Raw genomic sequence first — 19,222 nt, 5'->3', positions numbered from 1 at the left:
ATGAACACGTACCCCATCCTGTTCGTCTGCATGGGAAACATTTGCCGATCACCGCTTGGCGAAGGTATCTTCAGGCACCTGGCCATCAACGCCGGGAAAGCCGATTTGTTTCCCTGCGATTCCGCCGGAACCGGGAATTGGCATGCCGGACACCGGCCCGACAGCCGCTCGGTGGCGGTGGCCGCACGCCATGGCATCGACATCTCGGGGCAGCGCGCCCGCCAGATCGAAGCCGCCGATTTCGACCGCTTTGCCCTGATCCTTGCCATGGATCACGACAATCTTGCCGGCATCCGGCGCGTCGCACCGCCCTCGGCGCTAAGCCGCATCGACCTGTTCAGCGCCTTTGCTTCAGGCGCCGATGACGACATACCCGATCCCTACTATGGCGGCCCCGATGGGTTCGAGACCGTCTATACCATGGTCTTTTCCGGTTGCATGTCCCTGCTCGACAGGCTTGCCAGCGAGCGCTCATGCAACGGGAACACTTCCTCGGTCAGGTAGGGGCCGCCGCCGACCGATTCCCGCGACGACAGAAGTACGAAACGGGATACGGAAAACAGCGACGTCTGGAAATTGCCGCGCCCGGCAAGATACTGCACGACATCATCGACCCGAGCCGATTTCAGGCGCGCCAAAGTCACATGCGGCATGAACTTGCGCGGGTCGGGCGGCAGGCCGATCCGCTGGCAGATGCGTTCGATTTCACCTTGCAGCGCGGACATTTCCGGCGTCGGGGTCACGCCGGCCCAGATGGAATGCGGCTTCTTCGAACCGAAGGAACCGATGCCATTCAGGCTCAGCTGGAATTCCGGACGATCGATCCGGTCCAGCCGATCGACGATCTCGTCGGCGGTACGACCGTCGACATCGCCGATGAAGCGCAAGGTGATGTGATAATTTTCCACGTCGATCCATCGGGCTCCGGGAAGCCCTCCGCGCAGCAATGAAAGACTCAATGCCGCATTACGCGGAATTTCGAGGGCAGTGAATAATCTCGGCATGGCGAGCTCCCCGAATCTTTTGCAGACGCTAACAGCGAATCATGCAATCGAAATTCACGCAAGCCCCAAGCTTTGGGAGTCATTTTTTAACGTTAAAACCGCAAAGCCCGGCCTATTCGGTTTTGGCCGCAAGCGTGCCGATAAACTGCTCGACCTGCGGCAGCATGAGGCGCGTGATCACCCCGACGCCTCCAGCATTCGGATGCATGCCGTCTTCGAGCTTGAGCTTGGCCTCGGTGATCACGCCATCGAGGATGAAGGGGTAGAGCGGCAGTTGATGCTTGTCGGCAAGCTTCTGATAAATCGGGTTAAACCGCTGCTGATAGTCGTCCCCCATATTGGGCGGCGCCAGCATGCCGACCAGCAGGATGCCGACCTTCTTCTCCTTCAGCCGCACAATGATCGCCTCAAGATTCTTCTCGGTTTCTTCCGGTGCGATGCCGCGCAACGCATCGTTTGCGCCCAGCTCCAGGATCACCCCGTCCGTGCCGTCCGGCACCGACCAGTCGACCCGCGAAAGCCCTCCGGCGCTCGTATCACCCGACACGCCGGCATTGGTCACCACCACATTCAGGCCCTTGTCCTGAAGCGCTTTTTGCAGTTGCGCAGGCAGGGAGTCCTGATCGGGCAATTGATAGCCGGCCATCAGGCTGTCGCCGAGACCGACCAGTTGCACCACCCGGTCCTGCGCAAGACCGGAGGTCACCATGGAAACGACGGCCGCCATCATGACGCCGAATTGAAGGATCGCCGCTTTAAATCTCATCTTGACTTCCCTAGATTGGACCTGACGCCACCATGCCGGCAGGCCCGCACATTCCCGAAGACTGCAATATAGGACGGAATCTCGTGAGAAAAACCATCATCGAGCTAAAGGGTGCTGATCTGACGCTCGGGAATGCCGCGGCCTCCGTCCATGTTTTGAAAGGCATCGACCTGACGATCGACCAGGGCGACGCTGTCGGCATTGTCGGGCCATCCGGATCCGGAAAATCGACGCTGCTGATGGTGCTGGCCGGCCTGGAACGGCTGGATGCTGGCGAAATCTTCATCAACGGCACGGCCCTGCATACGCTTGGCGAAGATGCGCTGGCCGATTTCCGCGGCCGCAATATCGGCATCGTCTTCCAGTCCTTCCACCTGATCGCCAACATGACGGCGCTGGAAAACGTCGCCGTGCCGCTGGAACTGGCCAATATCCGCAACCCTTTCGATATCGCCCGCGAGGAACTGGTCGCCGTTGGCCTTGGCGAGCGGCTGAACCATTATCCGGGCCAGCTGTCGGGCGGCGAGCAGCAGCGCGTCGCCATTGCCAGGGCCTTGGCGCCCAATCCGACCGTGCTGATTGCCGATGAGCCGACCGGCAACCTTGACGGCGCGACCGGCCGCCAGATCGCCGACCTTCTGTTTGCCAAACAGGCCGAGCGCCAGACCACGCTGATCCTCGTCACCCATGATCCGGCCCTTGCGGCACGCTGCTCGCGCCAGGTCCGCGTCAATTCCGGCCGGCTGGAAAAAGATGATGCCGCACCGGCCATCCCGGGCGAGACGGTCCTGGCATGAGCGCCTTTCTGCCGCGCCTCAAGGTGGCCTTCCAGCTGGCGCTGCGCGAAATGCGCGGCGGCCTGAAGGGTTTCTACATCTTCCTCGCCTGCATCGCGCTTGGCACCGGTGCCATCGCCGCCGTCAATTCCGTCTCGACCTCGATTACCCGGTCGATTGCCACACAAGGCCAGTCACTGCTGGCCGGCGACATCCGCTTCGAGCTGAACAACCGCGAGGCGACATCGCAGGAACGGCAGTTCCTCGACGCTCTCGGCACCGTCTCCGTCTCGACCAACCTGCGCTCCATGGCGCGGCTGACGGACGGGTCCGACCAGTCGCTGGTCGAGATCAAGGCGGTCGACAATGTCTATCCCCTCTACGGCACGCTGAAAACCGAACCGGACCAGCCGCTGGCCGACCTTCTGGCCCGGCAGGGCGACGCCTATGGCGCCGTCGTCGCGCCCCTGCTGATCGATCGGCTGGGCCTTGCCATCGGCGACGAGATGCTGGTCGGCAATGCCCGCATCAGGATCACCGGCACCATCGTCTCGGAGCCCGACGCCATTTCCGAAGGCTTCGGCTTTGCGCCGCGCCTTCTGACCAGCCGCGACGCTTTGCAGGCCACGGGCCTGATCCAGACCGGCAGCCTCGTCGAACAGGTCTACAAGATCCGCCTGACGCAGCCGGCCAAGGATTTCGAGGCGATCCGCGCCGACGCCACCAAAACCTTGCCGAATGCCGGCTGGTCGATCCGCACCAGCGACCGGGCGGCACCATCGCTGACCGAAAACGTTGTCCGCTTCTCGCAGTTCCTGACCCTGGTGGGGCTCACCGCCCTGATCGTCGGCGGCGTCGGCGTGGCCAATGCCGTGCGCGCCTTCCTCGATTCCAAGCGCACCGTGATTGCCACCCTCAAATGCTTAGGTGCCCCGGTCTCGGTGGTGGTCATGGTCTATTTCTTCCAGATCGCCATCATCGCGACGATCGGCATCCTGCTCGGCCTGGTGATCGGCGCCATCGCGCCGATGATCGCCAGCTACTATCTGGCGCAATTCCTGCCGATCTCGGCTAGCCCCGCCCTCTATCCCGGCGCACTCGCTCTTGCTGCCCTGTTCGGCGCGCTGACCACGCTTGCCTTTGCCATCGTGCCGCTTGGCCATTCCCGCGAAGTGCCGGCCACGGCGCTGTTTCGCGAAAACGGTTTCGAATCCCGCGGCCTACCCTCCTGGCCTTATCTGATGGCCACCGCCCTTGCCATTCTGTGCCTGGCCGGCCTTGCGGTGTTTTCGGCCTATGATCGTCGCCTGGCGCTGATCTTCCTCGTCGCCATGGCCTCGGGCTTCGTCGTGCTGCGCCTGGTCGCGGTCGGGGTCGCAGCCCTTGCCCGCCGCAGCCCGCGCCTGCCCTCGGCGGCCCTCCGGCTTGCCATCGGCAATATCCATCGCCCCGGCGCCCTCACTCCCTCGGTCATCCTTTCGCTCGGCCTCGGCCTTGCCCTGCTGGTCACCCTGGCGCTGATCGACGGAAATCTGCGTCGAGAACTGATCGGCAACCTGCCGGAGCGGGCGCCGAACTTCTTCTTCGTCGACATCCAGCGCAACGATCTGGACAGCTTCCGCGCGATCCTCAAGGACAATGCGTCGAACGGCCAGATCGTCGAAGTGCCGATGCTGCGCGGCCGCATCCTCGCCTTCAATGGCACGGACGTCGCCAAGATGGAGGTGCCGCCGGAAGGCCGCTGGGTGCTGCGCGGCGACCGCGGCATCACCTATAGCGAGGCGATCCCGGAAAACGCCGCGGTCACGGACGGCCAGTGGTGGCCGGCGAACTATAGCGGCGAGCCGCTGGTGTCGTTTTCCGAGCAGGAGGCCATCGAACTTGGCCTGAAGATCGGCGACACCGTCACCGTCAACGTGCTCGGCCGCAACATCACCGCCAAGATCTCCAACTTCCGCAAGGTCGAGTGGGAATCGCTGTCCATCAACTTCGTCATGGTCTTCTCGCCGAACACCTTTGCCGGCGCGCCCCATGCCTGGCTTGCCACCTTGACCGACGCAACGGCAACGCCCGAAACCGAAGCGACCATCCTGCGGGCCGTCACCCAGAAGCATCCGACCATCACCAGCGTGCGGGTCAAGGATGCGCTCGATGTCGTCAACAGCCTCATCGGCCAGCTGGCAACCGCGATCCGCGCCGCAGCGGCGATCGCCCTCTTGTCCTCCGTCCTGGTCCTGGCCGGTGCGCTGGCCGCCGGCAACCGGGCCCGCACCCATGACGCCGTGGTGCTGAAGACGCTGGGCGCCACCCGCGCCACGCTGATCCGCGCCTTCACCTATGAATATCTGTTGCTGGGTATCGCGACCGCGGTCTTCGCACTTCTGGCCGGCGGTGCCGCCGCATGGTTCGTGGTCACCCAGGTCATGAACCTGCCGTCCTCCTTCCTGCCGACCGTCGCCTTGTCGACGCTCGGCATTGCCATGGTCACGACCATCGGTATCGGGCTGGCGGGCACCTGGCGCATTCTTGGTCAGAAGGCGGCGCCTGTGCTGCGGGAACTCTAGGATCTGGAAAACAATCGGCTGGTAATGAACTTTTCGTGAGCCGCGGCCCTGTTCAGGGCTCCCAGCGGGCCTCTGACGCATTTCCGGGCCTTTAGGTCTTGTACCAGCACCGATATGACCTCATATTGAACGCAGGCATGCTGGAGCTCCGCAGCGGCGCCTGGGAATGATGTCCCGACACCGTAAACAATTCGGAGCTTATAAAGAGGAAACAATGTCTGATCTTCGTAACTACCAAGGCCGGATGGCGCAGACCAATGCGCAGTCCGCAACGATGATTGATGAAGGCCTGCGCGCCTATATGCTGAAGGTTTACAACCTGATGGCATTGGGTCTGGTCATCACCGGCATCGCGTCCTACCTGTCGTTCCAGTTCGCGGTCGATAACGGCCAGCTGACGGCGTTCGGTCAGGCGATCTATGCCAGCCCGCTGAAGTGGGTCGTCATTCTTGCGCCGGTCGCCATGGTGTTCTTCCTGAGCTTCCGCATCGAAAAGATGAGCGTATCCGCGGCGCAGACGACCTTCTGGGTTTATGCCGCGCTGATGGGCCTGTCCCTGTCCTCGATCTTCCTGATCTACACCGGCCAGAGCATCGTCCAGACCTTCTTCGTGACGGCCGCGTCCTTCGGCGCCCTGTCGCTCTACGGCTATACCACCCGGAAGAGCCTGTCGGCCATGGGCTCGTTCCTGATCATGGGTCTGTTCGGCCTGATCATCGCCTCGATCGTCAACATCTTCCTGGCCTCTTCGGCTCTGGAATTTGCGATCTCGGCGATCGGCGTTCTGATCTTCGCTGGCCTCACCGCCTACGATACCCAGCGCATCAAGGAATCCTACTTTGAAGCCGACAGCCACGATGGCGCCAGCCGCAAGGCAATCATGGGCGCCCTGACGCTCTATCTCGACTTCATCAACCTGTTCCTGTTCATGCTGCGCTTCCTCGGAAACCGCGAATAGTCTGGACGGATAACAACATGAGAAAAGGCGGCTTCGGCCGCCTTTTTTGTGTCTTGAATTCAAGGGGCCGATTGTTGATGATGAAGGGTCTCTCCCTTGCTCGATGAGCCTTTCATGACATTCACGCTTCGAAATGCCTGTGCGGCCGACATCCCGTCGATTGCCGCGATCTATCGCGATGCCGTCTTGATGGGGACCGCAAGTTACGAACTGGCACCGCCGAGCGAGGCGGAGATGGCAGAGCGTTTTGTCGCCATCACCGCCCGCGGCTATCCCTACATCGCTGCGGAAAGCGCCGACGGCCGCCTGCTCGGCTACTCCTATGCCTCGGCATTTCGCACGCGCCCGGCCTATCGCTGGCTTGTCGAGGATTCCATCTATCTCGCAGAAGATGCCCGCGGGCTGGGCCTCGGCAAGGCCTTGCTGAACGAATTGGCGGCACGCTGCGCGGCGCTGGGCTTCCGCCAGATGGTCGCCGTGATCGGCGGCGCCAGCGACGCCTCGATCGGCGTGCATCGCGCCTGCGGCTTCGAAATGTCCGGCACGCTGAAAGGCACCGGCTTCAAGCACGGGCGCTGGCTGGATACCGTCCTGATGCAGATCGCGCTTGGCGAAGGACTGACCACAGATCCCGACGAAACGGCCTATCCCGGTACGCTGTTTGAAGGTTGAGCTATTCGACCAGCTTCAGCGCCTTGTCGAAGATCTTCAGCACCTGCCGCAGGTCATGGCCGCGTTTCAGGATCATGCCGCTGGTATTGACCACGCTATAAGCGCCCTGCTTGGCGGCGAGCTTGGGGTTCTTCTCGATCCGGTAGAGCGGCATTTCGCCGGAGCGCTTGAAGACGGAGAACACCGCCTTGTCCTTCAGGTGGTCGAGTGCATAGTCCCGCCACTCGCCCTCGCCGACCATCCGCCCGTAGATCCACAGGATGGCGTCCAGTTCCTTGCGGTGGAAGGTCACCGGAAGTGGATCGAGACTCTGTCTGTATTCACCGATATCAACCACGTGGGCAGACCGATTGTCCGGCCGGTGCTCACCGCGCTGTAAATCCGGCTGATCGGTCATCTATGCTCCCCGATGCTTCGTCATGACAGACAGATGACAGTTTGCCTCAGACGGGCCAAAATGCAAGTCCGCAGCACCGATTTCGCACCCGACGCCGGTACGGGCATGCTGCCACCGACAGGGATTCAGCTTTTTATTCCCCGCCGTATTTCGGTCAAAACAGCGCCCCAATTGCAGGTGACATTGCCGGCTCTTGGTTGGCGCCCCTGCGCCAAACGGTCCGGTCTGGCGCATTGACCCCTTACCCCCAGCCCCCCAATGCTCTTGGACCGGACCACCAAGAACAAACATTCCATGATGGTCGGATCCAGGCGGCGGCGGAAACGCGTCAGGGTGCTATGAGTACCGTGGCACCGAGAATGGCGGAAGGTTCGCCCTTGGCGTTCGAGGCCTGCAGCAGGATCGCGCAGCCGTCGCTCTTGTCGCCCTTCATGAGCTTTGCCGGCAGAACGACCTCCAGGTCGCCACCGTGCCACATGCCGACGGTCTGAACGTCGGTAACGCTGTTCCAGTAGGTGATGGTCTTGCCCTGGTTCTCGCCCTTCAGCACATCGACGTCGCGCCGGCGCTGGAAATAGACGACCACCACATCGGCCTTGCCGCGGCCGGACCCGATCTTGATCGACAACTCGTCGCCGCGCATGGTCGCATCGACATCGACGTTCAGCCCGCTTCCGGACGTATCGAGGGTTTCCAGCCGCTGGTTCATGACCGCCGCATCCGTACCCTTCACCTGCTCGCGCCCATTGATCACCGCTTGCGGCGTATAGACGCCGCTACGGCCGAAGCTGCGGGCATAGGCATATTGGCGGGCGGTGTTTTCCTTGGAGGCCAGCGTGTCGGCCCAGCCCATGTAGTTCCAGTAATCGACATGATAGGCCAGCGCCACGACATCACCCTGCCGGATCAGGGATTCCAGTGCCCGGTCGGCCGGCGGACAGGAACGACAACCCTGGGATGTGAAGAGTTCGACGACGCCCTTCGGCGTCGCGCCAGCCTGCGCATGCGCCACCCCGAAGCCGGAGACGCACAGCAGCAGCAATCCGGCAAATATCTTCGATATCATAGAGGCAGACCTGTCCATTCGATCCTGATAGCCACAGGCCCTTGTCGCGATCAAGACCAGTTTGTGAATGATGATCAGAAATAACCTCTCTCGTCATCAACAGAAAGTCACGATGGGGTGAGCTTCAGGCCCTCAGCGATCGACAGACAATAAAAAAGCCGCCGGAACAGCTATTGTTCCGGCGGCCGATCGAAAACGTCAGCTAGTCTTTAGGCGGCGAGATCGCGCAGAACGGTCTGCAGGATGCCGCCATTGTTGACGTAGGTGACCTCATCCAGCGTATCGATCCGGCAGATCAGCGGGACTTCCTTTACCGAACCGTCGGCATAGGTGATCTTGGCGATCTTCTTCTCGCGCGGCTTGATCTCGCCTTCCAGGCCATCGATCGATACCGTCTCGTCGCCCTTCAGGTTGAGGCTTGCCCAGGTCGTGCCCTCCTCGAAGCAGAACGGAACGACGCCCATGCCGACGAGGTTGGAGCGATGGATGCGCTCGAAGGACTGCGAGATGACGGCGCGAACGCCGAGCAGGTTGGTGCCCTTGGCAGCCCAGTCACGCGACGAGCCGTTGCCATATTCGACGCCGGCGAAGATGACGAGCGGAACGCCCTCTTCCTTGTACTTCATGGCCGCATCGTAAATCGACATCTCTTCCTTGGACGGGTAGTGGATGGTGAAGCCACCCTCCTTGCCGTTCGGTCCGAGCATGTGGTTGCGGATGCGGATATTGGCAAACGTGCCGCGCATCATCACTTCGTGATTGCCGCGACGCGTGCCGTACTGGTTGAAGTCGGCCACCCCGACGCCATGGTCGATGAGATAGGCACCGGCCGGAGAGGCCGCCTTGATCGAACCGGCCGGCGAAATGTGGTCGGTGGTGATCTTGTCGCCAAACAGACCCAGAACGCGGGCGCCCTTGATGTCGGTAAGGCCCGAGCCGGTCTTGCCCATGCCCACGAAATAGGGCGGGTTCTGCACATAGGTCGAATTGTCGTCCCAGGCATAGGTCTGGCCCGGCGGGATCTGGACGGCCTGCCAGTTCTCGTCGCCCTTGAACACGTCGGCATACTTGCTCTCGTAAAGTTCGCGGGTGACGTATTTCAGGATGAATTCCTGGATTTCGTGCGAGGTCGGCCAGATGTCCTTGAGGAACACCGGGTTGCCGTTCTGGTCTTCGCCCAGCGGCTCCGTGGTCAGGTCCTTCTGGACAGAACCGGCCAGCGCATAAGCGACGACCAGTGGCGGCGAGGCCAGATAGTTGGCCTGAACGTCCGGCGAGATACGGCCTTCGAAGTTGCGGTTGCCCGAGAGCACGCCGGCCGTGATCAGGCCCTTGTCGTTGATCGTCTTGGAGATCGGCGCCGGCAGCGGGCCGGAATTGCCGATGCAGGTCGTGCAGCCAAAACCGACGAGGTTGAAACCGAGCGCATCGAGAGACACCTGCAGGCCGGACTTGGCGAGATATTCGCCGACCACCTGGGATCCCGGCGCCAGCGAGGTCTTGACCCACGGCTTAGACTTCAGGCCCTTGGCAACGGCATTGCGGGCAAGAAGACCGGCGGCGATCAGCACGCTCGGGTTGGAGGTGTTGGTGCAGGACGTGATGGCGGCAATCGCCACGTCGCCGTGACCGATATCATAGTCCGTTCCCTCGACCGCATAGCGGTTTGAAAGCTGGCCCGGCTTCTTGTAGTCGTTCTCGAGAGCGACCGCGAAGTTGGAGGCGATGGTTTCGAGCGGCAGACGGCCCTCGGGGCGCTTCGGGCCGGCCATCGACGGCACGACGTCACCGAGATCCAGTTCCAGCGTATCGGTGAAGACCAACTCGGAACCATCGCCCTCGCGCCACATGCCCTGCGCCTTGGAATAGGCTTCGACCAGGGCAATGCGATCCTTGGTGCGGCCTGACATGGTCAGGTAGTTGATGGTTTCGCCATCAACCGGGAAGAAGCCGCAGGTCGCGCCATATTCCGGACCCATGTTACCAATCGTCGCACGGTCGGCCAGCGTCATCGAATCCAGGCCGGGGCCGAAGAATTCGACGAATTTCGACACGACACCCTTCTTGCGCAGCATCTGCACGACGGTCAGCACCAGGTCGGTCGCGGTGACGCCTTCCTTGACCTTGCCGGTCAGCTTGAAGCCGATGACCTCAGGCAGCAGCATGGAGACGGGCTGGCCAAGCATGGCGGCTTCCGCTTCGATGCCGCCGACGCCCCAGCCGAGCACGCCCAGGCCGTTGATCATCGTGGTGTGCGAATCCGTGCCGACGCAAGTGTCGGGATAGGCGGTCGTTTCGCCGTCCTCGTCCTTGGTCCACACGGTCTGGCCGAGATATTCCAGATTGACCTGGTGACAGATGCCGGTGCCCGGAGGAACGACGCGGAAATTCTTGAACGCCTGCTGGCCCCATTTCAGGAACCGGTAACGCTCGCCATTGCGCTCGTATTCGAGTTCCACGTTGCGGGCAAACGCGGTCGGCGTGCCGAATTCGTCAACGATAACAGAGTGGTCGATGACCAGGTCGACAGGAACCAGCGGATTGATCTTTTCCGGATCGCCACCGAGCGACACCATGGCGTCGCGCATGGCGGCAAGGTCGACGACGGCGGGAACGCCGGTGAAGTCCTGCATCAGCACGCGCGCCGGACGATAGGCGATCTCGGCTTCCGCCGTACCCTTGTCGGACAGCCATGCGGCAATGCTTTCGATGTCCTTCTTGGTGACGGAGCGGCCATCTTCATTGCGAAGCAGGTTTTCCAGCAGGACCTTCATCGAATAAGGCAGCTTGGACACACCGGCCAGACCATTGGCCTCAGCCTTCGGCAGGCTGTAATAGACATAGTCCTTGCCATTCACGGTAAGGGTGGAGCGACAATTGAAGCTGTCAAGGGATTTTGACACGGATTAGGACCCCGCTGATACTGATAGCCAACACGCGCGTGCGGACACCTATGCACTTCATGCACATCAGGATGCGGGTACGGCCATTTCCGCTGTCCGCACGTAAAGATAACGCACTGTTATCTCTAGGTTCGGCGCTAGGATGATGATCACGCCGGCCGCTGGCGTGGTTGCAGGTCTTATAGATAATTTCTAAGAAAGGTGCCAGACCAACCAATGTCGAATTTCGACTATTTTTTTCAAGGTGATGGCAAATTTTGCCACGAGGCGGGATGCGATGCGGCTAACGGCCGATAAACTGGCGGCAAGACGCGGCGAGGATCTGATATTCGTTGATATTTCCTTTCAGCTCGAGGCGGGCCAAGCGCTTATTTTGACCGGTCGCAACGGATCGGGAAAATCGACGCTGCTGCGCGTCGTGGCAGGCCTGCTGCGTGCCGAACGCGGCACAGTGCTGTTTGATGCCGGCACCGGCGACGGCAGCCGCCCGCCGCGCGAGGCAAGCCACTATCTCGGCCACCGCAACGCCATGAAACAGGAACTGACCGTCATGGAGAACCTCACCTTCTGGAAGGATTTCCTCGGCGACTTCGACGGCGGCAAGGGCCGCACGCCGGAAGACGCCGCCGACCTGGTTGGGCTGTCGGGCATCACCCACCTGCCCTACGGCTATCTCTCCGCCGGCCAGCAGCGGCGCTTCGCCATGGCTAAACTTCTGGTTGCTCATCGCCCGGTGTGGATTCTCGACGAGCCGACCGCGGCCCTTGATGCCAGCGCCGACCGCATGTTCGCCGGCCTCGTCGACGAGCATCTCAAAACCGGCGGCATGGCCATCGCCGCCACCCACCAGCCCCTCGGCCTGACGGACGCCCGGCAATTGGTGATGAAGGGGTTTGAGTACCGCGAGATCGGGGAGATGGCATGATCGCCCTCTTCCTGCGAGATCTGAAACTATCCGTGCGGGCCGGTGGCGGGGCGTTGATCGGCGTGCTGTTTTTCCTGACCGTGGTCGCCGTCATCCCGTTCGGCGTCGGGCCGGATCTCAATCTTCTGGCCCGCATCGGACCGGCGATCGTCTGGATCGGCGCGCTGCTGGCCGCCCTGCTCGGCCTTGACCGGCTGTTCCAGGCCGACCGCGACGATGGATCGCTGGACCTGCTTCTGATGCAGGAGACGCCGCTGGTGCTGACCGTCTTCATGAAGTGCCTGGCCCATTGGGTAGCGACCAGCCTGCCGCTGGTCATTGCCTCGCCGCTGCTTGGCCTGTTCATGAACATGGACGAGGTGGCGATCGGCGCGGTCATGCTGACGCTGCTGGTCGGCACGCCGGCCATCACCTTTATTGGTGCTGCCGGCGCCGCGGTTGCCGTCACCCTGCCGCGCGGCGGGCTGCTGGTGTCGATCCTGGTTCTGCCGCTGGCCATTCCGGTGCTGATCTTCGGGGTCAGTGCCAGCTATGCCGCGGTCGCAGATCCGGCACCGTTCCTGCCGCCGTTTCTGTTTCTCATCGCAATTACGCTATTTTTCGCAGTTATCGGTCCGCTGGCCGCCGCCCTGGCACTGCGCACCGCCACGGATTGACCGGGATCAATTGCAGGCAACACGATCTGAGGTTAGAAGGGTTCTATGAGCGACACGAGCCTTGCCATTTCCAAATTTAGCGACCTCGCCAACCCGACCCGGTTTCTGGCGCTTGCCGGCCGTATCATCCCTTGGATGGCAGGGCTGACAGCCCTGCTGCTGGCTCTCGGCCTCTACATGAGCTTCACCACCGAAGGCGATTACCAGCAGGGCGAAACGGTACGCATCATGTATGTGCATGTGCCGGCGGCGTGGTTGTCGATGATGTGCTATTCGGTGATGGCCCTTTCGGCGATCGGCACGCTGGTCTGGCGCCATCCGCTGGCCGATGTCAGCCACAAGGCCGCCGGACCACTGGGCGCCGCCTTCACGCTGATCGCCCTGATCACCGGTTCGCTGTGGGGCAAACCGATGTGGGGTACCTGGTGGGTCTGGGATGCGCGGCTGACCTCTGTTTTCGTGCTCTTCCTGATGTATCTCGGCCTGATCGCGCTGAACCGCGCCATGGACGATCCCTCGCGGGCCGCCCGCGTCAGCGCCGTGCTGATCCTGGTCGGCTTCGTCAATATCCCGATCATCAAGTTCTCGGTGGAGTGGTGGAACACCCTGCACCAGCCGGCGAGCGTCATGCGCCTCGACGGCCCGACCATCGATCCGGAATTCCTCTGGCCGCTGCTGGTCATGGCCATCGCCTTCTCGCTGCTATTCTTCACGCTGCATCTGGCCGCCATGCGCAACGAGATCTGGCGTCGCCGCGTCGCGGCCCAGCGCCGGCTGGCCGCCCGCATGGCCGGACGGGAGACGAGCGCATGAGCCACGCCTTCTACATCTATCTTTCCTACGGCCTGACGGGCGCCGTGATCCTCGGCCTGGTCGCCTGGACCTGGCTTGACGGCCGTGCCCGGCAGAAGGAATTGCAGGCGCTCGAATCCGCCGGCATCCGCCGCCGCTCCGCGCCTCAAGGCGGTGGGAACCAATCATGAGCGACAGCATCGACGAGAAGGGCGAGGCCGAAGGCCGAGGCATCGGCCGCTATATCCTGGCCATCGTGCCGCTCGCCGTCTTCGCCGTCATCGCGTTGACTGCCGGCAAGATGCTCTACGACCAAGATTTCAATGGCAAGAACATCAACGAAATCCCCTCCGCCCTGATCGGCACCAAGGCGCCGATGCTCGACCTGCCGGCGCTCGAAGGCTCCAACCTGCCGGCGCTGACCACAGCGGCGATTTCCGGCAAGCTGACCCTAGTGAATGTCTTTGCCTCCTGGTGCGTGCCGTGCCGCGAGGAACATCCGATCCTCAAGGCCCTGAGCCAGGATCCGCGCCTCAACATCGTGGCGATCAACTACAAGGACCGCAACGACAACGCCCTGCGCTTCCTCGGCGAACTCGGCAACCCCTACAAGGCGATCGGCACCGACCCGAACGGCAAGGCAGCCATCGACTGGGGCGTCTACGGCATCCCGGAATCCTACCTGGTCGGCCCCGACGGCACCATTCTCTACAAGAAGGTCGGCCCCTTCGACCCCATTTCGCTCGAAAAAGGCCTCTACCCTGCTATGGAAAAGGCGCTGGCGGGAAAGTAACGCCTTTCGCGCTACAGTGCCCCCTGCCATTCGCGCACCGCGTCAACCGGCCAGACCAGCATCAGCACGTTGAGGGTCAGGTTATCGCGGATCAGCCAGCCGGTGATCAGCTCGAAGGCGATGGCCACGGTGATCGTGACCCAGACCGGCATCCGGGCGGCAAACAGGAAGCCGAGTGCCATGAACACCGTGTCCATGGTGGAATTGAGGATGCTGTCGCCTTCATAGCCGATGGCCATGGTGGCCGAGCGGTAGCGATTGATGATGATCGGCGAGTTTTCCAAGAGTTCCCAGGCAACCTCGATCACCGCGGCGACGAACAGCTTTGCCCCGAACGCCTGGCGGCGCATTACGGCGAAGGTCAACCAGTAGAACAGAAAGCCGTGGATGATATGCGAGGGCGTGTACCAGTCCGACAGGTGCTGGGAATTGCCTGCGGTGTTCACCCCCGGTTCGAACAGCTTGATATAACCGCATGCGCAGATCGGTATCCGCCCCATGGCGTAAAGGGTGACGACCTGCGCCACCAGCACCAGAAGGAAGGCCACGGCCCAGAATTGCGCCGAGCCGAACGGATTTGGCGGGCTCAACGGCGTCACGCTCATTTCTCCGCCGATCCTTCCGTCTCGACCGAATGGCGCATGATCAGCGGCATCTGGGCGAGCGTGAACAGGATGGTGATCGGCATCGTGCCCCAGACCTTGAAATTGACCCAGGCGGCATCGGAGAAATTGCGCCAGACGGCTTCGTTGAGCACGGCCAGGAACAGAAAGAACAGGCCCCAGCGCAGGGTGAGCTTGCGCCAGCCCTCGTCATCCAGCTGGAAGGCGGCGTTGAAGACATAGCCGAGCAAGGACTTGCCGAACAACAGCCCGCCGAGCAGCACCACGCCGAACAGCGCATTGACGATGGTCGGCTTCATCTTGATGAAGGTCTCGTCCTGCAGCCAGATCGACAGGGAGCCGAAGACGAGAACGACGACGCCCGACACGAAGGGCATGATCGGCAGGTGCTTGAAGATGATCTTGGAGACCACCAGCGACAGGATCGTCGCTGCCATGAACAGTGCCGTGGCGATGAACAGTGGCCCGCCGACCGCGCTCAAGGCCGGGAAGGTCTTGGCCAGCCATTCGCCGCGCAGGTTGCCGAAGAAGAAGACCATCAGCGGCCCCAGCTCAAGCGCCATCTTCAGCATCGGGTGATGCTTTTCCGCGGGTGTCGGCTTGTCGGATTCCATCTGCGCTTCAATTTGAGCGATAACCGAGCCGCGGACCGGATCCTTTTTCAAACGCGAAAATCCATCTGTGAACCAGCGGAAAATGTTCGGCTTACTCATACGTTAACTCCTGCAATCGCATTGGCGAAATCGTCGGCCTCGAAGGGTTCGAGGTCATCGACGCCCTCGCCGACGCCGATGAAATAGACCGGAAGCTTGTGCTTGGCGGCGATGGCGACCAGAATGCCGCCGCGCGCCGTGCCGTCGAGCTTGGTCATGACAAGGCCGTTGACGCCGGCGACGTTGCGGAAGATTTCCACCTGGTTCATGGCGTTCTGGCCGGTCGTCGCATCCAGCGTCTGCAACACCGTATGCGGCGCATCGGGATCGAGCTTACCGAGCACGCGCACGATCTTTTCCAGCTCCGCCATCAGCTCGGTCTTGTTCTGCAGCCGGCCGGCGGTGTCGATGATCAGCACATCGCTCTTCTTTTCGCGGGCCTGCTCGAAGGCCTCATAGGCAAGGCCGGCCGCATCGGCGCCAAGCTTCGAGGAAATGATGTCGGAGCCGGTGCGGTCCGCCCAGATCTTCAGCTGCTCGATCGCCGCGGCGCGAAACGTGTCGCCGGCCGCCAGCATGACCTTGAGGCCCGAGCCCGACAGTTTTGCCGCCAGCTTGCCGATCGTCGTCGTCTTGCCGGTGCCGTTGACGCCGACGACGAGGATGACATGCGGCTTGTGGGTAAGGTCGAGCGCCAGCGGCTTGGCGACCGGCGTCAGCACCTTGGAAATCTCGGCCGCCATGATGCGCGCCACGTCCTCGCCGGTGACATCCTTGCCGTAGCGCTCCGAGGACAAAGCACCACTGACCCGCATGGCGGTCTCGACGCCGAGATCGGCCTGGATCAGCAGATCCTCCAGATCCTGCAGCGTATCATCATCCAGCTTGCGCTTGGTGAACAGTGCGGCGATCTGGCCCGTCAGCTGCGACGAGGTGCGAAACAGTCCGGCCCGCAGCCGCTGGAACCACGAAAGTTTGACCTCCGGCGCTTTTGGCGCGGGTTCGGGGGCCTTGGCCGCGGTGGCGAAACCCTTGGGGAGGGCGATCTCTGGCGACAGCTGCCCCGGCATCGGAGACCCGGCATCGCCAGCGGCACTTTCGGCTTGCAGCAGCGAAAGCGGGACCACGCCGATCTCGCCCAGAGCCTCTGCACCGGGCAGTTCGGCCGGGATCTCGTCGGCCGGCATGTCGGCGGAAGGTCCGCTGGCCGTCTCCATCTGGACGTCGGCCACAGGGTCGACGGGCAAGACAGGAAGATCGTCTTCCGGCGGAACCGGCACCGTCTCAGCCTCTGCAGCGGCCTCTACCAGAGTTGCGAAGTCCTCGCCCTTCGGCACGTCTTCGCCGGCGGGCTTGTCCTTGCCGAAGCTGAAAACCTTCTTGATGAAACCGAGCGCCATGGGCCTTGCTTTTCCGTGTCTCAGGCAGCCGCAGATTGCGCTGCCGATGCAATCGTCAGATGGCGGCCGGTGTGGCCGCCGATCGAAACCTCGACAAGCGCGCCCGGCGCAAAGCCCGGCGCTGCCACGAGGGTGAAGTCTTCCGTATGGGCCATTTCGTGCCGTTCGACCAGCAGCTTCTGCCGCGTGCCGACAAGCCGGCCGAGATGCGCCGCATGCAGGGCCTCGCCCCGGTCGCGCAGCCGTGCTGCCCGCTCCTTCACCAGCCGCCGGTCGAGCTGCGGCATGCGGGCGGCCGGCGTGCCGGGTCGCGGGCTATAGGGAAAGACATGCAGATGGGCGATGCCGATCTCGTCGGCAAGGCTTGCCGCATTGTCGAACATCGCCTCGGTTTCGGTCGGGAAGCCGGCGATCATGTCGGCGCCGAACGCCATGTCGGGCCGCAGCCGGCGGACTTCAGCCGTGAAGGCCAGCGCATCGGCGCGGCTGTGGCGCCGCTTCATGCGCTTCAGGATCATGTCGTCGCCATGCTGCAGCGACAGGTGCAAATGCGGCATGAAGCGCGACTCGTCGGCGATCAGGTCCAGCAAATGCCGGTCGACCTCGATGCTGTCGATCGACGACAGCCGCAGCCGGACGATCTCCGGCACCTGGCGCAGCAGGGTCTTGGCCAGAAGGCCGAGCGTCGGCGTGCCCGGCAGGTCGGCGCCATAGCTGGTGGCATCGACGCCCGTCAGAACCACCTCGCGATAGCCGCTCTCGATCAGCTGGCGGGCCTGCGCCACCACGGCGCCCATCGGCACCGAGCGCGAATTGCCGCGGCCATAGGGGATGATGCAGAAGGTGCAGCGATGGTCGCAGCCGGTCTGCACCTGCAGGAAACCGCGCACATGGCCGTCGATATGCGCCACCATCTGCGGCGCGGTCTCGGTGACGCTCATGATATCGTTGACGCGCAGCTTCTCTTCCGCCGAAACCCCGAAATCCGGCAAGGCGCGATAGGCGGTCGCGGTCAGCTTTTCCTCGTTGCCGAGGACGGCATCGACCTCCGGCATATCGGCAAAGGTCTGCGCCTCCGTCTGGGCGGCACAACCGGTGACGATGATGCGGGCCTCGGGATTGTCGCGGCGCGCCCGGCGGATCGCCTGGCGGGCCTGGCGCACGGCCTCGCCGGTCACCGCACAGGTATTGACCAGGATGGCATTGTTGAGGCCCGCCTTGCCGGCTTCGGCCTTCATCACTTCGGATTCATAAATATTGAGCCGGCATCCGAAGGTTATGACCTCGATGCCGCTCACCGGGCCTTGGCCCCAAGTTCGGTCGAATTTTCGGCCTCGCGCTGCCAGGCACCGGTTGCCGGATCGACGCTGCCCGACCATTCCCATTCGGCAGGGCCGGTCATGATGACGTGGTCGTCGCGCTCGCGCCATTCGATGACCAGCGGCTGGCGGCTCGGGCTGGAGGCGACATTGATGGTGACCGTCCGCCCGGTGCGGCCGGTGCGCGCCGCACTGACGCCGGCCGCACAAGCGGCCGATCCGCAGGCCAGCGTCAGGCCGGCGCCGCGCTCCCAGGTGCGCGTCGTCAGCGACGACGGCGTGGTCACCTGAGCCAACGTGATATTGGCCTTTTCCGGGAACATCGGATGGTTTTCGAGCAGCGGGCCGAAGCGGCCGAGATCGAAACTCATCACGTCGCGGTCGACCCAGAAGATCGCATGGGGATTGCCCATCGACATGACGGAAGGCGAATGCAGGATCGGATCATCGATCGGGCCAATCTGCAGCTCGATGCGGCGGGTGTCGAAAAATTCCTCCGACAGCGGGATCTTGTCCCAGTCGAAGATCGGCGTGCCCATGTCGACCGAAATCGTGCCGTCCTCATGCTCGATGGCATTGAGGATGCCGGCCACGGTCTGGAAGGTGAAGGCCTTGCGCCCGGTTTCAGCCGCGAGCGCTTGGACCACGCAGCGCGTGCCATTGCCGCAGGCCTGCGCCTTCGAGCCGTCGGAATTAAGGATATCGATGAAGGCATCGGTGCCGTCGCGCTTGGGATCGTGAATCGCCATGATCTGGTCGAAGCGCGTCTCGGCATCGGCATTGAGCACGATCGCCGCCTCCGGCGTCACCCGATCCGGCCGGCCGCGCATGTCGACAACCAGGATCTTGTTGCCAAGCCCGTTCATCTTTGCGAATTCGACCGATGTGCTCATGAAACCGTTTCCGTTGCTTTTCAAGCTTATATGGCGGAAAACGGGCGGAATTACCAGAGGCG

At 62.6% G+C, this 19,222-nt stretch carries 20 protein-coding genes; 10 read left to right on the top strand and 10 right to left on the bottom strand.

Features of this window, described 5'->3' with window-relative positions:
* The gene (locus tag HFC70_RS11305; RefSeq protein WP_168473342.1) at positions 1-504 is read left to right on the top strand and encodes a low molecular weight protein-tyrosine-phosphatase; all 504 of its coding nucleotides are present in this window, start codon (positions 1-3) and stop codon (positions 502-504) included.
* Here the strand turns inward: HFC70_RS11305 and thpR are convergent.
* The gene (gene thpR, locus HFC70_RS11300) at positions 414-1,004 is read right to left on the bottom strand and encodes an RNA 2',3'-cyclic phosphodiesterase (RefSeq protein ID WP_168473341.1); all 591 of its coding nucleotides are present in this window, start codon (positions 1,002-1,004) and stop codon (positions 414-416) included. The two genes, HFC70_RS11305 and thpR, sit on opposite strands and share 91 nt — an antisense overlap.
* 112 nt (positions 1,005-1,116) lie before the next feature.
* A complete protein-coding gene (locus tag HFC70_RS11295) occupies positions 1,117-1,770 on the bottom strand; it encodes an arylesterase (RefSeq protein WP_168473340.1) in 654 nt (217 codons plus the stop codon).
* 83 nt (positions 1,771-1,853) lie between these two features.
* On the opposite strand from HFC70_RS11295, the gene HFC70_RS11290 reads away from it, so the two are divergent.
* The 4 genes from HFC70_RS11290 to HFC70_RS11275 all read left to right on the top strand — a co-directional run bounded on the left by HFC70_RS11290 (position 1,854) and on the right by HFC70_RS11275 (position 6,740).
* Complete coding sequence (locus HFC70_RS11290; protein ID WP_168473339.1) at positions 1,854-2,567, top strand: ABC transporter ATP-binding protein; 714 nt, start codon at positions 1,854-1,856, stop codon at positions 2,565-2,567.
* Complete coding sequence (locus HFC70_RS11285; RefSeq protein ID WP_168473338.1) at positions 2,564-5,110, top strand: ABC transporter permease; 2,547 nt, start codon at positions 2,564-2,566, stop codon at positions 5,108-5,110. Before HFC70_RS11290 ends, HFC70_RS11285 begins: the two co-directional genes overlap by 4 nt.
* A 214-nt stretch (positions 5,111-5,324) precedes the next feature.
* Entirely contained in the window at positions 5,325-6,068 is a 744-nt protein-coding gene (locus HFC70_RS11280; protein ID WP_168473337.1) for a Bax inhibitor-1/YccA family protein, read from the top strand.
* Positions 6,069-6,182: 114 nt separating this feature from the next.
* Entirely contained in the window at positions 6,183-6,740 is a 558-nt protein-coding gene (locus HFC70_RS11275; RefSeq protein ID WP_168473336.1) for a GNAT family N-acetyltransferase, read from the top strand.
* Position 6,741: 1 nt separating this feature from the next.
* Here the strand turns inward: HFC70_RS11275 and HFC70_RS11270 are convergent, their stop codons facing one another.
* The 3 genes from HFC70_RS11270 to acnA form a co-directional block, all read right to left on the bottom strand.
* On the bottom strand, positions 6,742-7,137 hold the full coding sequence (locus HFC70_RS11270; RefSeq protein WP_168473335.1) for a DUF2794 domain-containing protein: 396 nt from the start codon (positions 7,135-7,137) through the stop codon (positions 6,742-6,744).
* A gap of 328 nt (positions 7,138-7,465) precedes the next feature.
* A complete protein-coding gene (locus HFC70_RS11265; protein WP_168473334.1) occupies positions 7,466-8,203 on the bottom strand; it encodes a thioredoxin family protein in 738 nt (245 codons plus the stop codon).
* Between the two features lie 209 nt (positions 8,204-8,412).
* Positions 8,413-11,106: an aconitate hydratase AcnA gene (gene acnA, locus HFC70_RS11260; protein WP_168473333.1), complete on the bottom strand. Its 2,694-nt coding sequence runs from the start codon at positions 11,104-11,106 to the stop codon at positions 8,413-8,415.
* 277 nt (positions 11,107-11,383) lie between these two features.
* Here acnA and ccmA point away from each other — a divergent pair, with 277 nt between their 5' ends.
* The 5 genes from ccmA to HFC70_RS11235 are packed head-to-tail and all read left to right on the top strand — an operon-like array spanning position 11,384 to position 14,272.
* Complete coding sequence (gene ccmA, locus HFC70_RS11255) at positions 11,384-12,031, top strand: heme ABC exporter ATP-binding protein CcmA (protein ID WP_168473332.1); 648 nt, start codon at positions 11,384-11,386, stop codon at positions 12,029-12,031.
* Positions 12,028-12,687 carry a heme exporter protein CcmB gene (gene ccmB, locus HFC70_RS11250; protein WP_168473331.1) on the top strand — a complete coding sequence of 220 codons (660 nt, stop codon included), beginning with the start codon at positions 12,028-12,030 and terminating at the stop codon, positions 12,685-12,687. Before ccmA ends, ccmB begins: the two co-directional genes overlap by 4 nt.
* Before the next feature lie 45 nt (positions 12,688-12,732).
* Positions 12,733-13,500, top strand: a complete 768-nt coding sequence (locus HFC70_RS11245; protein ID WP_168473330.1) for a heme ABC transporter permease — start codon at positions 12,733-12,735, stop codon at positions 13,498-13,500.
* Positions 13,497-13,670 carry a heme exporter protein CcmD gene (gene ccmD / locus HFC70_RS11240; RefSeq protein ID WP_168473329.1) on the top strand — a complete coding sequence of 58 codons (174 nt, stop codon included), beginning with the start codon at positions 13,497-13,499 and terminating at the stop codon, positions 13,668-13,670. The genes HFC70_RS11245 and ccmD overlap by 4 nt, the downstream gene beginning before the upstream one ends.
* Positions 13,667-14,272, top strand: a complete 606-nt coding sequence (locus HFC70_RS11235) for a DsbE family thiol:disulfide interchange protein (RefSeq protein ID WP_168473328.1) — start codon at positions 13,667-13,669, stop codon at positions 14,270-14,272. The genes ccmD and HFC70_RS11235 overlap by 4 nt, the downstream gene beginning before the upstream one ends.
* An 11-nt stretch (positions 14,273-14,283) precedes the next feature.
* On the opposite strand, the gene HFC70_RS11230 is transcribed toward HFC70_RS11235, so the two are convergent.
* The 5 genes from HFC70_RS11230 to dapF form a co-directional block, all read right to left on the bottom strand.
* Positions 14,284-14,877 carry a DUF2585 domain-containing protein gene (locus HFC70_RS11230; protein ID WP_168473327.1) on the bottom strand — a complete coding sequence of 198 codons (594 nt, stop codon included), beginning with the start codon at positions 14,875-14,877 and terminating at the stop codon, positions 14,284-14,286.
* A complete protein-coding gene (locus HFC70_RS11225) occupies positions 14,874-15,509 on the bottom strand; it encodes a septation protein A (protein WP_168473521.1) in 636 nt (211 codons plus the stop codon). Before HFC70_RS11225 ends, HFC70_RS11230 begins: the two co-directional genes overlap by 4 nt.
* Before the next feature lie 95 nt (positions 15,510-15,604).
* A complete protein-coding gene (gene ftsY, locus HFC70_RS11220; protein WP_168473326.1) occupies positions 15,605-16,948 on the bottom strand; it encodes a signal recognition particle-docking protein FtsY in 1,344 nt (447 codons plus the stop codon).
* Positions 16,949-16,968: 20 nt separating this feature from the next.
* Positions 16,969-18,246: a tRNA (N(6)-L-threonylcarbamoyladenosine(37)-C(2))-methylthiotransferase MtaB gene (gene mtaB / locus HFC70_RS11215; protein WP_168473325.1), complete on the bottom strand. Its 1,278-nt coding sequence runs from the start codon at positions 18,244-18,246 to the stop codon at positions 16,969-16,971.
* A complete protein-coding gene (gene dapF / locus HFC70_RS11210) occupies positions 18,243-19,160 on the bottom strand; it encodes a diaminopimelate epimerase (protein ID WP_168473324.1) in 918 nt (305 codons plus the stop codon). Before dapF ends, mtaB begins: the two co-directional genes overlap by 4 nt.
* Positions 19,161-19,222: the final 62 nt, after the last annotated feature.

The organism is Agrobacterium sp. a22-2 (genome assembly GCF_012276985.1).
GTDB lineage: Bacteria > Pseudomonadota > Alphaproteobacteria > Rhizobiales > Rhizobiaceae > Allorhizobium.
This window is presented reverse-complemented; position numbering and strand designations above follow the sequence as displayed.

Bases quoted from the DNA above. Each gene is read 5' to 3' on its own strand.
- HFC70_RS11305 (WP_168473342.1), top strand. From the start codon at position 1: ATGAACACGTACCCCATCCTGTTCGTCTGCATGGGAAACATTTGCCGA.
- thpR (WP_168473341.1), bottom strand. From the start codon at position 1,004: ATGCCGAGATTATTCACTGCCCTCGAAATTCCGCGTAATGCGGCATTG.
- HFC70_RS11295 (WP_168473340.1), bottom strand. From the start codon at position 1,770: ATGAGATTTAAAGCGGCGATCCTTCAATTCGGCGTCATGATGGCGGCC.
- HFC70_RS11285 (WP_168473338.1), top strand. From the start codon at position 2,564: ATGAGCGCCTTTCTGCCGCGCCTCAAGGTGGCCTTCCAGCTGGCGCTG.
- HFC70_RS11280 (WP_168473337.1), top strand. From the start codon at position 5,325: ATGTCTGATCTTCGTAACTACCAAGGCCGGATGGCGCAGACCAATGCG.
- HFC70_RS11275 (WP_168473336.1), top strand. From the start codon at position 6,183: ATGACATTCACGCTTCGAAATGCCTGTGCGGCCGACATCCCGTCGATT.
- HFC70_RS11270 (WP_168473335.1), bottom strand. From the start codon at position 7,137: ATGACCGATCAGCCGGATTTACAGCGCGGTGAGCACCGGCCGGACAAT.
- HFC70_RS11265 (WP_168473334.1), bottom strand. From the start codon at position 8,203: ATGATATCGAAGATATTTGCCGGATTGCTGCTGCTGTGCGTCTCCGGC.
- ccmA (WP_168473332.1), top strand. From the start codon at position 11,384: ATGCGGCTAACGGCCGATAAACTGGCGGCAAGACGCGGCGAGGATCTG.
- ccmB (WP_168473331.1), top strand. From the start codon at position 12,028: ATGATCGCCCTCTTCCTGCGAGATCTGAAACTATCCGTGCGGGCCGGT.
- HFC70_RS11245 (WP_168473330.1), top strand. From the start codon at position 12,733: ATGAGCGACACGAGCCTTGCCATTTCCAAATTTAGCGACCTCGCCAAC.
- ccmD (WP_168473329.1), top strand. From the start codon at position 13,497: ATGAGCCACGCCTTCTACATCTATCTTTCCTACGGCCTGACGGGCGCC.
- HFC70_RS11235 (WP_168473328.1), top strand. From the start codon at position 13,667: ATGAGCGACAGCATCGACGAGAAGGGCGAGGCCGAAGGCCGAGGCATC.
- HFC70_RS11230 (WP_168473327.1), bottom strand. From the start codon at position 14,877: ATGAGCGTGACGCCGTTGAGCCCGCCAAATCCGTTCGGCTCGGCGCAA.
- HFC70_RS11225 (WP_168473521.1), bottom strand. From the start codon at position 15,509: ATGGAATCCGACAAGCCGACACCCGCGGAAAAGCATCACCCGATGCTG.
- ftsY (WP_168473326.1), bottom strand. From the start codon at position 16,948: ATGGCGCTCGGTTTCATCAAGAAGGTTTTCAGCTTCGGCAAGGACAAG.
- dapF (WP_168473324.1), bottom strand. From the start codon at position 19,160: ATGAGCACATCGGTCGAATTCGCAAAGATGAACGGGCTTGGCAACAAG.